A 14,121-nucleotide genomic window follows, 5' to 3' on the forward strand; every position below is an offset into this window, starting at 1 on the left:
TCTCCGGCAGCCACGGCCCATCTTCCTGAAATCCCTTCCCGCGGAGTGGCGGCTGCCGCCTTCCATACAAAACAAAAAGGCCCCCCGGAAAACCGGGGAGCCTTGAAGTCGATTGCCGTGTCTCGCAGAAACGGACGGGGGCTTACATCATGCCCATGCCGCCCATTCCTCCCATGCCGCCCATGTCGGGAGCGCCGGAGCCGCATCCGCAGCCCTTCTTCTCGGGCTTGTCGGCAATGACGCATTCCGTGGTAAGCAGCAGGCCGGCGATGGAAGCCGCGTTCTGCAGGGCGGAACGGGTTACCTTGGTCGGGTCCACCACACCGGCGGTGAGCAGGTCTTCATATTTGTCCGTGGCTACGTTGTAGCCGTCGGCCGCTTTCTTCATCCCCTTCACCTTGGCGACGATGAGGGCGCCTTCACGGCCGGCATTGCTGGCCAGTTGGCGGAGCGGAGCTTCCACCGCACGATAGACGATTTGAGCGCCGGTTTCCTCGTCGCCTTCCAGCTTGAGGGTGTCAATGGCTTTCTGGGCGCGGATCAGGGCCACGCCGCCGCCGGGAACGATGCCTTCTTCCACCGCAGCGCGGGTGGCGTGCAGGGCGTCGTCCACACGAGCCTTCTTTTCCTTCATTTCCGTTTCCGTAGCGGCACCCACATGGATGACGGCCACGCCGCCGGCCAGCTTGGCCAGGCGTTCCTGGAGTTTTTCACGGTCGTAGTCGGACGTGGTGTCCTTGATCTGGTGGCGGATCTGGGAGATGCGGCCTTCAATGTCCGCAGACTTGCCGGCGCCTTCCACGATGACGGTTTCATCCTTGGAGACGACCACGCGCTTGGCCTGGCCGAGGTCTTCAATGCCCACGTTTTCCAGCTTGATGCCCAGGTCTTCCGTGATGCACTTGCCGCCGGTCAGGATGGCAATGTCTTCCATCATGGCCTTGCGGCGGTCGCCGAAGCCGGGAGCCTTCACCGCGCAGATGTTCAGCACGCCGCGCAAGCGGTTGACCACCAGGGTGGCGAGAGCTTCGCCTTCAATGTCTTCCGCGATGACCAGGAAGGGACGGCCGCTCTTGGCCACTTTTTCAAGCAGCGGAAGGAAGTCCTTCAGGTTGTTGATCTTCTTTTCGTGGATGAGGATATAGGGGTTTTCCAGCACGGCTTCCATCGTTTCCGCGTTGGTCACGAAGTAGGGGGACAGGTAGCCCTTGTCGAACTGCATGCCTTCCACCACGTCCAGCGTGGTTTCAATGCCCTTGGCTTCTTCCACGGTAATGGTGCCGTCCTTGCCCACCTTGTCCATGGCTTCCGCGATGATGTGGCCGATTTCGGCGTCCCAGTTGGCGGAAACGGTGGCAACCTGGGCAACTTCCTTGCTGGAGTCAACAGGCTTGCTGATTTTCTTGAGTTCTTCCACCACGGCGTCCGCGGCCTTCATGATGCCCCTCTGGAGGGAGATGGGGTTGGCGCCGGCGGTGACGTTGCGCAGGCCTTCGCGGTAAATGCTTTCAGCCAGCACGGTGGCGGTGGTGGTGCCGTCCCCGGCCACGTCGTTGGTCTTGGAGGAGACTTCCCGGACAAGCTGGGCGCCCATGTTTTCAAACGGGTCTTCCAGTTCGATTTCCTTGGCGACGGTCACGCCGTCCTTGGTGATGAGGGGGGAACCGAATTTCTTGTCGATCACCACGTTGCGGCCGGCAGGCCCCAGCGTGCTCTTGACAGCTTTGGCAATCTGTTCCACGCCGCGGAGGAGAGCCTGGCGGGCGGTTTCGTCAAATTGGATTTGTTTAGCCATAATATCAGGTTATTTTAAAATGATGTTGAGTGAGTGTGTCGTGTGATTTAGCCAATGATGGCCAGAATGTCATTTTCAGACAGGATGAGGTAGTCTTCTCCGTCCAGCTTGATTTCCGTGCCGCCGTACTTGGAAATAAGAACGTGGTCGCCCGGCTTCACGGTGAATTCAATCAAGGCGCCCTTGTCATCGCGGCCGCCGGTGCCTACGGAGATCACTTCGGCTTCCTGGGGTTTTTCCTTGGCGGTGTCCGGCAGGAACAGGCCGCCGGCCGTCTTGGTTTCAGCTTCAATGCGCTTGACCAGCACACGTTGTCCTAGGGGTTTGATGTTTGCCATAGTATGTTGTTTTTGTGTTGTTATAGATGAATATATGGATGTAATGTTCCGCCGGAGGGGAAGTTGCTCCCCCTCCGGCGGGAAGGGGTTGCTTATTTGTCGTCGTCGACGATTTCGGCGTCCACCACGCGGCCTTTCGCCTTGCGGGGGCCGTCGGAAGCTTCTTCCTCCGGAGCGGCTCCCGGCATGGGGCCGGCTGCACCGGCGGACTGCTGGGCGGCTTCCGCTGCCTTGTACAGGGCTTCCAGACGGGATTCCAGGTCTTCCTTCCCGGCCTTGATCGCGGTGTATTCCTTTTTGGAGATGGCTTCCTTGAGGTGCATCACCTTGTCTTCGATCTCGCGCTTGAGGTCTGCGGGAATCTTGTCCCCCATGTCCTTGAGCTGGCGTTCCACGGAGAAGCAGAGGGAGTCCGCCTGGTTGACGGTGTCAATTTCCTCGGCCCGCTTCTTGTCTTCTTCCGCATGGGCTTCCGCATCACGCTTGGCACGTTCGATTTCATCCTTGGAAAGGCCGCTGGAGCCCTGGATGGAAATCTTCTGTTCCTTGCCGGTGCCCTTGTCCTTGGCGGAGACGTGCAGAATGCCGTTGGCGTCAATGTCAAAGGTCACTTCAATCTGCGGCACGCCGCGCGGAGCGGCGGAGATGCCGTCCAGCTTGAAGTTGCCGAGAAGCTTGTTGTCCTCAAACATCTTGCGTTCACCCTGGCAGATGCGGATGTCCACGGCGGGCTGGTTGTCCGCGGCGGTGGAGAACACCTGGCTCTTGCGCACCGGAATGGTCGTGTTGCGCTCGATCATCGGCGTAGCGATGCCGCCCATCGTTTCAATGGACAGGGTCAGCGGGGTCACGTCCAGCAGAAGCACGTCGTTGACGTCCCCCTGGAGCACGCCGCCCTGGATAGCGGCGCCTACGGCCACCACTTCATCCGGGTTCACGCCCTTGTGGGGTTCCTTGCCAGCCAGCGTATGGGCCATTTCCTGAACGGCGGGCATGCGGGTCATGCCGCCCACCAGCACCAGTTCGTCAATGTCCCCGGTCTTCAGGCCGGAGGCGGCGATGCAGTCCAGCACGGGCTTGCGGGTACGGTCCAGCAGGTCTTCCGTGAGCTGTTCCAGCTTGGGACGGCTCAGCGTCAGCTGGATGTGCTTGGGTCCGGAAGCGTCCGCCGTGATGAACGGCAGGCTGATGTCATAGCTCTGGGTGGAGGAAAGGGCGATCTTGGCCTTTTCAGCTTCTTCCTTGATGCGCTGGATGGCGTCCGGCTGGTTGGAAAGATCCATGCCGGAGTCCTTCTTGAACTCGTCCATGATCCAGGTGATGATCGCGTTGTCCCAGTCGTCGCCGCCCAGGTGGGTGTCGCCGTCGGAAGCCTTCACTTCAAACACGCCGTCACCGATTTCCAGCACGGAAATATCGAAGGTGCCGCCGCCGAGGTCGTACACGGCAATGTTTTCATTGGACTTCTTGTCCAGGCCGTAAGCCAGGGCAGCAGCCGTCGGTTCATTGATGATGCGGCGCACCTTCAAGCCGGCGATTTCACCGGCGGCCTTGGTCGCGTTGCGCTGGGCGTCATTGAAATAGGCGGGAACGGTAATCACGGCTTCCGTGATCGTCTCACCCAGCTTGGATTCCGCGTCGGCCTTCAGCTTGGCCAGGACCATGGAGGCGATTTCCTGGGGAGAAAAAGTCTTCTTTTCCCCGCCTACGTCCACGCGGATATAGGCGTCCCCGTTGGGGGCCTCCACAATTTCATAAGGCACCTTCTTATCTTCTTCCGTCAGCTCGCTGTACTTGCGGCCGATGAGGCGCTTGGAGGAAAACACGGTGTTTTTCGGGTTGGTCACCGCCTGACGTTTGGCGGCCTGCCCCACGAGGCGTTCACCGCTCTTGGTGAAGGCAACAATGGAGGGAGTGGTGCGCGCACCTTCGCTGTTTTCAAGTACGGTACCCTGACCGCCTTCCATCACAGCCATGCACGAGTTGGTCGTGCCCAAGTCGATTCCTAATATTTTAGCCATATCGTTATCTTAGATTGTTTTAAATGGATTTCGTTGAGATTTGATTTCCCCATGACCTGAAGTGTCATGCAGGCAAACTCATGTTCTTGCCTCTCTTTCTGCAAATGGCATGCCAGCCTTGTAAGCCCTGTTGAAAAATAAACATAAACAGCATAAATTCATCGTATTATAACATCGCATCATTTCGACAGCTCTTTTTCCTGCCGAGCAGCAATGGGACATATTGTCACACCAAAAAGAGACAAAATGTCACACGCGGCCATTTTGTCCCACACCCCCCGGACAGCCTGTCCCCGGCGCCCGTCACGAAGCTTCCTTGCAGGAGGAAGCTTCCGCTCCGGTTCCGCATTTGCCGTAAGCCAGGCGTTTCATGAAATCCTTGTAAAGCAGCGTTTCCATGCGGCCGTCCCCGTATTCCACCACCGCGCTCATGGTTTCCACCCAGTCCCCGCAATTCAGGTACCGCACCTCCCCCACCATGGTATCCGCCGGATGATGCACATGCCCGGCAATGATACCGTCACACTGCCTTTTCACCGCCAGATTCTGGAGCTGCTCCTCATATTTTCCAATGAAATTGACGGCGGATTTCACGCGGCTCTTGATGGCGCGGGAGACGGAATAATATTCCCTGCCCCGCCAGGCGCGGTATTTATTGTAAAGCCGGTTGACCGTCAGCAGAACGTCGTAGCCCAGGGAGCCGAGCATCGCCAGCCACCGGTGGTTGGTGGAGATGGCGTCAAAACCGTCTCCGTGCACGCACAGGTAACGCCTGCCGTCCGCCGCCCGGTGCACGTACTCCCTGGCCATTTTCAGGCCGCCCAGATGAAAGGGAAGGAATTTTTCCAGAATATCGTCGTGGTTCCCGCGCAGGTACAGCACTTCCACATCCTCCTGCTCCATCTTTTTCAGCAGGGTGCGGATCAGGCGCGTATGCCGCCTGCGCCAGCGGCTGCCGCGGGAGAGGGCCCAGGCGTCCACAATATCCCCTACCAGAACTATTTTTTCCGCACGGACATGCTTCAGGAACCTCCGGCATTCGTCCGCCTTGCAATCCTTCGTGCCCAGATGGAGGTCTGACAAAAAGACCGTGCGGCATTCCAGCACCGCATCCCGCGGGGGGCGGGCGTAGCCGGTTCCATTCTCCTCCCGCGCCACGGAGGCCAGCAGTTCTTCAAACCTGTCATGGATGGAATCCCACGCTCTGGCGCGCACGGTCCTGCGGGCCTGTTCGCCGAGTCTCCGGATCATCCCCCTGTCCTCCAGCAGACGGCGCATGGCGGAGTAAAAACCCTCCGCGTCCCCCTTCTCCGCCTGAAGGCCGTTGATGCCGTCCAGCACCACATCCGCAGAAGCGGCGTACCGGTAGCTGACCGTAGCCAGGCCGCTGGCCATCCCTTCCAGCAGAACGTTCCCGAAGGTTTCCGTCTCACTGGCGAAGAGCAGCACGTCCATGGCGGCGTAATGGCGCGCGAGGTCCTCCCCGCTGCGCATTCCGCAAAACACGGCGTCCGGAAACTCACTGCGCAGGCTGCTCATCATGGGACCGTCCCCCACCACGACCATCTTCATGCCGCAGGCCGGGAACTCCTGCTGCAGGCGCGTGTACAATCCCAGGGCCGTCACCAGGTTCTTCTCCCGGGCCAGACGCCCCACCACGCCGAACACCACTTCATCCCGCCAGGCGCCCCATGACTGGCGCAGGCCGGCATCCCTCCTGGCAGGGTCAAACAAGGCGGCATCCACCCCGCGCCCCATTACGGAAAGGCGTTCAAATCCCAGCCCCTCCAGCGCGCGGCGCATCTCCTCCGTGGGCACCACCGTCATCCCTGCCCGGTTGTGGAGCTTGCGCAGGTAATTCACGGCGGCGGTTTCCAGCCCGGAGAAATGGTAATCCTTCATGTACTGGTGAAAATTGGTGTGGAATCCCATCACCACGGGAATCTCCAGAGCGCGGGCGGCCTTCACGGCGGAGGCCCCCATGGGGCTTTCCGTGGCAACATACACCACATCCGGCCTCTTCTTCATCCATCTGGAGCGGAACCTGTCTGCGGAAGGCAGCCCTATTTTCACATCATGATACATGGGGAGGGAGAGAGACGGCATGGCCGTCTCTCCGGGAACGGAAGCTCCGTCCCTCCCGGAAGCCCTCAGCACATGCACCAGATGCCCCCGCGTCCGAAGCCCCCGGACCAGCCGCTCCAGCGTCAGGGCCACTCCATTCACGTCAGGTTCATACGTATCCGTTGCCACATCAATTCTCATGCGCCGGCACCATGGGCAGAAAGGCCTTCCCAGGCAAGCTGAGGAGGGAAACGAAACCGTCACAGGCTGCTGTCATCCGTCCCCGTCCCCAGCAGGAGAAACAACCGTGCCGGACAGATTCCGGCATGTCCCCCCCCCCCCGCTTTTCCTGCACGGGAAACGGAACAGAGGAGGCGGCCTCCCCCACTCCCTGTTTGGAAGGTGCCGCTGCCAAAACCGCACATTTCCGTAAAAAAACAGACGAATCATTGAATATCAGACGCTCTGAAACTACATGCGGCCATCCGCGCATTATAAATCCGCCGTCAACCAAATTTTTTGAGAAAAAATGATTTTCATCGTATCCAGGACGGGAAAAATCACAATGGAATCCAAAGGCCGTGAAATCTGATATTCTTATTAACCATTGATAATGTTTCTATTATTTATTAAAAAAATTATTCCTTCCCGACAGCCGGATTTATAATCCGCCAAAATGCATGCATACGAGATACATAAAACGGAAATGAAGGAATATTTAGAAAGATTTTTAATAAAAATAATAATGATTCCCATGTTCTGAAAGCCGGGAAAACGTGGCGGAACGCCGGATGCTTATCTCTGCCTTTTCCCGGTCCGGAAACCGCAGCCTGTTACCTCCTTCATTGCTCCTGATACTCTTACATATTATCCTTCAACCTGCTTTAAACACCCCGGATTAGGAATCCGGCGTCAATACTAGTTTTTCATATCAAGCCTGTTTCTCCAAATCAATCCAGTATTTTCCTAGACGAAAGCCTTGATAAAATATGTTTGTTAGAATAAAGCATAAATACTTGAATATAATGATTGTTCATCTTATTTTAGCGCTGTCGGCCATTTCATCCGGATTCCTAATTCGCTATTGAAACAACCGACCCCCATCCCCTACCCCATTCCCCCAATGAAATTGATAGATTGCTATCGCTATGCAGCCATGCTTTATGCATCCGCCTGCTGTACCGCCTCGCCGCTTTACGGCCCTCTGGAAACAGGCTTGCAGGAAGCCCAGCTTCTGAGTTCCCTGAAAGCCTGCAAATCCCTGGAAGGTCCGGGAACGGACGCCTACCTGAGCCGCACTGGATTGAACGGCGCCTACAAAACGAAAAAGCCCATTGGCGGCCTTTTCTTTTCACTTCATTTTGAGTACAACAAGGATGGAGGCCTGAGAGCCGTCTCCTTTTACTCCAGCACCAAGGCAGGCAAGGACGAATACGATACGCGCCTGAAATCCCTGTACAAGCGCATGCTGAACGGACTGACGGGCCTCTATGGCCCGCCCATGAATCTGCCGGACTGGATTGAGAAGGAGTCCCTGCCCGCGGAACGCGTGCTGTACATGCACATGTGGCGCATTCAGCCGGGCTGCTTCCTGATGGCCGGCCTGGCCAACATGGGGGCCTCCGGCTACATTCCCGTTTTCCGGATTTCCCCGCCTGCCGGCATGCCGCCCAAGTCCAAGAAGGACAGGGACAAACTCAAATCCGAATGGGCCGCCATTCCCGAATTTTACGAATTCACCAAGGCGGAACGCTTCCTGGCCAATGCGGTGTTCGCCATGTCCCATAAAAAATATCAGGACGCGCTCCAGCTCTTCCAGAAAGCCGCAGACCTGGGCAGCCCCAACGGATACTGGGGACTGGCCTACCTGTACCGGCTGGGACCCGCCGGCGTGGAAAAGAACGCGAGCCTGGCGGATGAACACACCAAAAAAGCGGCCCTGATGGGATTTGCGCGGGCTGCCATGAAATTCGGAACAACATGGGAGCAATTCTGCAAGAACCAGGATTTCACCGAAGCTGAAGCCAGGGAATGGCAGAACAGGAACCTTCGGGCCGCCAGGGCCGGCTATGCCTCCGAACAATACAACCTGGGCATCATCTACCAGCACGGCTTCGGCGTGGAAAAGAACCTGGCCACCGCCAGGGAATGGCTGGAAAAGGCGGCCTCCCAGGACCATACCCAGGCCAAAGCGGCATTAAAGACGCTGCCGGACGCCGGAGCCGGAAACGCGGAACTCTCCTGACCATCTTCCAACAACCAACTCCCCCAATACCAAGCCGGCTGTAGCTTCTCCGGAAGTACACGCAGCCGCTCCGGCAAATCCCTATGAAATGCCAGACCGGCAGGGAGGCGGCCCCAACCGCTTCCCTGCCAAAAAGCCGGAAATGCAACGCCGGCGGAAACCGCGGGAAGCATCAGCAAATGCGGGGCAGCTGCATCCCGGAAGGCATGCCCAGCACCCGTTCCACCCCCAGCCGCCCCGTCATCAGCAGGGGCGCCGTTCCAAACTCTTCCACACGGCCTATCGCGCAGGCCCCGGCGGACACGCCGCAGCCGCGCATCAGGCGCAGGGCCTCTTCCTCATGCTCCCGGGGAAGAATAGCCAGATAACGGCCTTCACAGGCCACTTGAAGAGGGTCCAGCCCCAGCAGGCCGCAGGCTGCTCTGACATCCTCCCGCACGGGAATGGACACTTCATCCAGTTTCACCGTCAGGCCGGAGGACTCCGCAATTTCCGAGAGCGTGGCGGTTAACCCGCCACGGGTCACGTCACGCAGGCAATGCACGGGGATTCCGGCCCGGACGACGGCAGCCACGGATTCATGCAGCGGGGCGGAATCACTCTCCAGTCCCTCCCCGAAAGACAACCCGGCCCGCAGGCTCATGATCGTCATGCCGTGCCTCCCCAGATCACCGCTGACCAGCACGGAATCCCCCGGACGGACGGAAGAAGGGCTGATTTCCAACCCATGGCGCACCACGCCCGCCCCGGCGGTATTAATATAAATGCCGTCACCCTTTCCGCGCTCCACCACTTTTGTATCTCCCGTCACGATGCGGACGCCCGCCGCGCGCGCCGCCGCCGCCATATCCTGCACCACGCGGTTTAGCGCCTCCAGCGGAAGCCCTTCTTCCAGGATAAAGCCTGCCGTCAAGTACAACGGGTCCGCGCCGCTCATGGCGAGATCATTCACCGTGCCGTGCACCGCCAGGGAACCGATGCTCCCTCCCGGAAACTCCAGAGGCTGCACCACAAAGCTATCCGTGGTCATCGCCAGCCGCCCCGGCGGAAAATCCAGAACGGCCGCATCATTCTGCACGCCGCCGGAGGGAGTGCCGAACGCGTTCAGAAAGACGGAACGGATCAGGTCATTCATCAGACGGCCTCCGCCGCCGTGGGCCATCTGGATACGGTCGGAAACAGGTTCCGGAACAGGACATTCAAACATGGAATCAACTTCTTTTATAACGGTAATAGGCGGCGCAGGCCCCTTCCCCAGACACCATGGGCGCGCCCAGGGGAGCCAGCGGCGTACAGGACGTGCCGAAAAACGGGCACTCCGCAGGACGAATCAGCCCCCTCAGCACCTGGCCGGCCAGGCATCCGGAAGCTTCATCCGCGCCATGGGCGCTTTTTCCGCATCCGAAACGCAGGGCGGCATCCATGCCCTCCCACTCCCGGCGCAGCCTCATGCCGCCGCCGGGAATCAGGCCCAGGCCGCGCCAATGGCGGTCTTCCGGCTCAAAAACCTCTTTCATCCTTTCCTGCGCCGCCCTGTTCCCCTCCGGCTTCACATAGCGCCCGTAGGCATTCTGCACCGTGCACCCCCCGTTCTCCAACTGGCGGACGCACATCAGGATGCCGAGGAGCAGGTCCGGAGCCTCAAACCCCGTCACCGCCATGGGCGTCCGGTAACGAGCGGCCAAACGGCCGTAATCCCCCTCCCCCATGATGGCGCAGACATGGCCGGGGGCCAGAAAGGCGTCCGGCCTCCCCTCGTCCTGATCCATCAGCCATTCCAGTGCGGGGGGAACCTGCACATGGGCACAGAGCACGGAAAAATTGGCGTAACCCAGCGCGCGGGCCTGCTGCATGGCAAGAGCCGTGGCCGGAGCAGTCGTCTCAAATCCTACGGCGAAAAATACCACTTCCGCTTCCGGATGGCTCCCGGCGAAAGCAACCGCCTCCAGCGGTGAATACATCAAAAGGACGTCCCCGCCGCGAGCCTTGGCGGAAAACAAATCTCCGCGGGAGCCCGGCACCCGCATCATATCCCCGTAGCTGCACAAAACCACGCCGGGCCGCAGGCTCAACTCCACGGCCTGGTCAATCAAATCCACCGACGTAACGCAAACCGGACAGCCGGGGCCGTGAATCAGACGAAGCCCAGGAGGAAGCAGCTCCTCAAGCCCCAGGGAGGCAATCGCATGCGTCTGTCCCCCGCACACCTCCATCACCGTCCACGGACGCGTCACGGCATGGCGCAGCTCCTCAAGCAACTGCTGAACTTCCTCCTGCATAAGCCATTAAAAATGTTCAATCCGGCAAACGACCCTCCCCTTACACGGGATCGGTATTCTCCACGATCTCCCGCATTTCCCTACGGGTTTGAAGCGCGGTCTTCTCATCCAGCACGCTCAGGGCCATCCCTACATGAACAATAACGTAATCCCCCAGGACGGCCTCCGGCACGCAGGCCAGGTTCACTTCACGGGTCACGCCGCCGAAATCAACCACTCCCAGCCTGAACAGCGGGTCCGTCTCATTAATGCTCACGATCTTTCCGGGAACAGCCAAACACATATTATTATCCTTTCCATTGGCGCACGACTGCCGCAGCCTGCCCCAGGGAAATTCCCCCGTCATTGCACGGCACCCGCTGCGGCAGGGACAACTGGCACCTTCTAGACTGTGCCATTCCCGCCAGGCCTTCAAGCAAAAAGGCATTCTGAAAACATCCGCCGCCCAGCACCAGCCTGTCCAGTGAGAAACGCTCCGCCACGTCAAAAGCCAGGTTCACCAGGCTCTCATGAAACTTGCGGGCGATGCAGCCGCGGGAAACGCCTCTCAGCAGGTCATCGTCCACGGCTTTCAGCATCGGGCGCCAATCCAGTTCCAGCAGGCCGCCCTCCTCATGCATGACCCATTCATACGGTTCCCCCGGCATTTCTTCCCCGGAAACCGCCGCAGCCCATGACTCCAGCATCATGGCGGCATGCCCTTCGCATCCCGCCACGCCGTCAAAGCCGCACCAGAAAGCCATGGCGTCAAACAGGCGCCCCATGGATGAAGTGGCGGGAGCTTGAATATTACGGGCCATCATCGCCTCCAGGGCTTCCCGCTTCTGCAAGGTCATTCCACCCTGCAGACGTTGTTCAAGCCCATCCGTGCGCCACGGCGCCATCTGCCGCGCCAGGGAACAGGCGCACCGGGCAGGTTCCCGGACCGCTTCATCCCCCCCGGGCAGCAAAAACGGCCTGAGCCGCGCCACTCTGCGGGGAGCGCCTTCCTCCTCCATCACAAAAAACTCTCCGCCCCATACCGTCCCGTCCGTGCCGAATCCCGTGCCGTCCCAGGCCGCGCCCAGGGCGGGCAACGGCGTCTCATTCTCCACGGCACAGGCCAGAACATGGGCCTGATGATGCTGCACCGGAACGACTTCCACATTCCATGCCCGCGCCAGACGCCTGCCCAGGGTAAACGACGGGCCGTCCGGATGGGCGTCCACGGCAATCACCTGCGGCACAGCACCCAGCGTGCGCCCCAGCGTCTCCACCGTCCGTTCAAACGCGTTCAGGGAAGCCGCGCTGTCAAGATCGCCCAGATGCTGGCTCATGACGGCCACGCCGTTCTTCAGCCAGCAAACGGTATTCTTCAACCCGGAGCCCAGCGCAAGAACGTCGGGAGCTTCTGCAGACGTGCGCCACACGGGCCGCGGAGCATACCCGCGGGCACGGCGCACCATCATGGCCCTTCCGTCCATGACGCGGACCACGGAATCATCCACGGGCCGCACGACCGGACGGTCATGCACAAAAAACACATCCGCCACATGGCCCAGTTTCTGCAAGCCTTCCTCCACGGAAATGCACAGGGGCTCCCCGCTCAGATTGCCGCTGGTCACCACCAGGGGCTTTCTCCATACATCCATCAGCAGGGCATGAAGGGGGGAGGACGGAAGCATCACCCCCACAAAACGGCTGAACATGCACACGGAAGGAGCCAGGTCCACATCCTTCCTTCCGGGAGCCAGTACGATGGGGGCCGCCGGAGAAGCCAGCAGGCGCTTCTCCTCCTCCGACAAACGGCACAGCTTCCCCGCCGCGTCCACATCCGGCACCATCACGGCAAAGGGCTTGGCATCCCGCTCCTTCAGCCTGCGGAGACGCCTGACGGCGGCTTCCGAAGAAGCGTCCGCCAGCAGTTGAAAGCCGCCCACGCCCAGCAGAGCCACGATCAGGCCGTCCGCCAGCACCCACGCCACCTGTTCCGCGGGAGTGTCAAACCCGTGGCCGAACCCCAGTTCGGAACCGTCTGAAAACAGCACCTTCATGGAAGGACCGCACGACGGGCAGCCTATGGGCTGGGCATGGAAACGCCTGTCCTCCACATCCCGGTACTCCCTCAGGCACTCCGGGCACATCTGGAACTTCTTCATGCTGGTGCCCGCACGGTCATACGGCATCTCCTCAATAATGGAATAGCGGGGGCCGCAGTGCGTGCAATTGGTAAACGGGTAATGATACCGTCGGGAGGCGGGGTCGCGCATCTCCTTCAGGCACTCCGGACACGGGGCCAGGTCCGGCAGCATCATCGGAACGCCGCCGGGAGTAGAATCGCTTTCCACAATGCGGAACTCTTCAAACCCGGCAGGCTCGCACACGGTCTGCTCCACGCCATACACGCGGGCGTGCTCCGGCAAAGTATCCATCAGCGCGGCAAAAAAACGTTCCGGAGCGCCGGGCTTCCCCTCCACATGGATTTCCACGCCGGACTCCGTATTGCGCACGAACCCCTTCAATCCGTGCCGCACAGCCAAACGGTACACATGGGGACGGAAACCGACCCCCTGGACGATGCCGGCTATCTCAAACTTCAACGCCGCAGCGGCCTGTTCAATGGTGGTGATGGCCATGGTGCTGGATCCTGCCTTCCCGGACGCGGCGCGCGCGTTCCACAATCTCGTCGCACCACGCGTCCATTCCCTCTCCGGTCTTGGAGGACAACTCAATCACGTGCGCATGATGGGCTACCTTGTTCAGGGCGGCCAGGGCGGCGTCCCGGTCAAAATCCACGGCATCCGCCAGATCGGACTTGGTCACCAGGGCCACATCCGCGGAATGGAACATGGGAGGATACTTCAACGGCTTGTCCTCCCCTTCCGTCACGGAAAGCAACACCACGCGCATGCCTTCCCCCAGATCATAGGAAGCCGGGCAAACCAGATTGCCCACGTTCTCAATAATCAGAACGTCAAGATCGTTCAAAGGCATCTTCTTCATGGCTTCTGCAATCATGCGGGCGTCCAGATGACACATGGTGCCCGTCGTAATCTGCACCACGGGAATATCCGCACGGCTCAGGCGTTCCGCATCATTATCCGTCGCCAGATCCCCCACGATCACCCCCATGCGCACACGGCCGCGGAGCATCTCCGCCGTCTTCTGCAGCAGAGAGGTCTTGCCGGACCCGGGTGAAGAAAAAACATTGATAACCAGAAGGTTCTTTGCTGCGAAAAAACCTCTGTTGCGCTCTGCCAGCCGGTCATTGGCGTCCAACACAGGAACATGGACGTCCATGCCGTGGCCGTGACTTTCATGGGTGTGCTCACCTCCGCATCCGCATTCTTTACACATAATCAATACTGATATTAGATTCCAAAAAAAAGAAAAAATCTCA

At 59.6% G+C, this 14,121-nt stretch carries 10 protein-coding genes; 1 reads left to right on the forward strand and 9 read right to left on the reverse strand.

Translation table 11 applies throughout. The features are described from left to right. Positions 1 to 142: 142 nt before the first annotated feature. The 4 genes from groL to P8A25_RS10085 all read right to left on the reverse strand — a co-directional run bounded on the left by groL (position 143) and on the right by P8A25_RS10085 (position 6,419). On the reverse strand, positions 143 to 1,798 hold the full coding sequence (gene groL, locus P8A25_RS10070; protein WP_102722434.1) for a chaperonin GroEL: 1,656 nt from the start codon (positions 1,796 to 1,798) through the stop codon (positions 143 to 145). A 44-nt stretch (positions 1,799 to 1,842) separates the two neighbouring features. Continuing rightward, positions 1,843 to 2,133 (reverse strand): co-chaperone GroES, encoded by a 291-nt coding sequence (gene groES / locus P8A25_RS10075; protein ID WP_022396241.1) that lies wholly within the window; start codon positions 2,131 to 2,133, stop codon positions 1,843 to 1,845. A gap of 92 nt (positions 2,134 to 2,225) precedes the next feature. Continuing rightward, positions 2,226 to 4,154 (reverse strand): molecular chaperone DnaK, encoded by a 1,929-nt coding sequence (dnaK, locus tag P8A25_RS10080; RefSeq protein ID WP_022396242.1) that lies wholly within the window; start codon positions 4,152 to 4,154, stop codon positions 2,226 to 2,228. A gap of 303 nt (positions 4,155 to 4,457) precedes the next feature. After that, complete coding sequence (locus P8A25_RS10085) at positions 4,458 to 6,419, reverse strand: glycosyltransferase (RefSeq protein WP_215443204.1); 1,962 nt, start codon at positions 6,417 to 6,419, stop codon at positions 4,458 to 4,460. Positions 6,420 to 7,341: 922 nt separating this feature from the next. Here P8A25_RS10085 and P8A25_RS10090 point away from each other — a divergent pair. Beyond that, positions 7,342 to 8,463 (forward strand): tetratricopeptide repeat protein, encoded by a 1,122-nt coding sequence (locus P8A25_RS10090; protein WP_215443206.1) that lies wholly within the window; start codon positions 7,342 to 7,344, stop codon positions 8,461 to 8,463. Between the two features lie 172 nt (positions 8,464 to 8,635). On the opposite strand, the gene hypE is transcribed toward P8A25_RS10090, so the two are convergent. Genes hypE through hypB form a run of 5 tightly spaced genes read right to left on the reverse strand, consistent with a single transcriptional unit; the run spans position 8,636 to position 14,021 of the window. Continuing rightward, on the reverse strand, positions 8,636 to 9,670 hold the full coding sequence (hypE, locus tag P8A25_RS10095) for a hydrogenase expression/formation protein HypE (RefSeq protein ID WP_102730493.1): 1,035 nt from the start codon (positions 9,668 to 9,670) through the stop codon (positions 8,636 to 8,638). 4 nt (positions 9,671 to 9,674) lie between these two features. Continuing rightward, entirely contained in the window at positions 9,675 to 10,742 is a 1,068-nt protein-coding gene (hypD, locus tag P8A25_RS10100; protein ID WP_215443208.1) for a hydrogenase formation protein HypD, read from the reverse strand. Positions 10,743 to 10,782: 40 nt separating this feature from the next. Next, a complete protein-coding gene (locus P8A25_RS10105; protein WP_102720978.1) occupies positions 10,783 to 11,025 on the reverse strand; it encodes a HypC/HybG/HupF family hydrogenase formation chaperone in 243 nt (80 codons plus the stop codon). A 4-nt stretch (positions 11,026 to 11,029) separates the two neighbouring features. Continuing rightward, positions 11,030 to 13,357, reverse strand: a complete 2,328-nt coding sequence (hypF, locus tag P8A25_RS10110) for a carbamoyltransferase HypF (protein WP_022396248.1) — start codon at positions 13,355 to 13,357, stop codon at positions 11,030 to 11,032. Further along, positions 13,338 to 14,021: a hydrogenase nickel incorporation protein HypB gene (gene hypB / locus P8A25_RS10115; RefSeq protein ID WP_240454295.1), complete on the reverse strand. Its 684-nt coding sequence runs from the start codon at positions 14,019 to 14,021 to the stop codon at positions 13,338 to 13,340. Before hypB ends, hypF begins: the two co-directional genes overlap by 20 nt. Positions 14,022 to 14,121: the final 100 nt, after the last annotated feature.

This window comes from Akkermansia sp. BCRC 18949, from assembly GCF_045011645.1.
Taxonomy (GTDB): Bacteria; Verrucomicrobiota; Verrucomicrobiia; order Verrucomicrobiales; family Akkermansiaceae; genus Akkermansia; species Akkermansia massiliensis.

Excerpts from the sequence above, each read along its gene's own strand:
- hypB (WP_240454295.1), bottom strand. The coding sequence starts at position 14,021 with ATGGACGTCCATGTTCCTGTGTTGGACGCCAATGACCGGCTGGCAGAG.
- P8A25_RS10105 (WP_102720978.1), bottom strand. The coding sequence starts at position 11,025 with ATGTGTTTGGCTGTTCCCGGAAAGATCGTGAGCATTAATGAGACGGAC.
- dnaK (WP_022396242.1), bottom strand. The coding sequence starts at position 4,154 with ATGGCTAAAATATTAGGAATCGACTTGGGCACGACCAACTCGTGCATG.
- hypE (WP_102730493.1), bottom strand. The coding sequence starts at position 9,670 with ATGTTTGAATGTCCTGTTCCGGAACCTGTTTCCGACCGTATCCAGATG.
- P8A25_RS10085 (WP_215443204.1), bottom strand. The coding sequence starts at position 6,419 with ATGAGAATTGATGTGGCAACGGATACGTATGAACCTGACGTGAATGGA.
- hypF (WP_022396248.1), bottom strand. The coding sequence starts at position 13,357 with ATGGCCATCACCACCATTGAACAGGCCGCTGCGGCGTTGAAGTTTGAG.
- hypD (WP_215443208.1), bottom strand. The coding sequence starts at position 10,742 with ATGCAGGAGGAAGTTCAGCAGTTGCTTGAGGAGCTGCGCCATGCCGTG.
- groES (WP_022396241.1), bottom strand. The coding sequence starts at position 2,133 with ATGGCAAACATCAAACCCCTAGGACAACGTGTGCTGGTCAAGCGCATT.
- P8A25_RS10090 (WP_215443206.1), top strand. The coding sequence starts at position 7,342 with ATGAAATTGATAGATTGCTATCGCTATGCAGCCATGCTTTATGCATCC.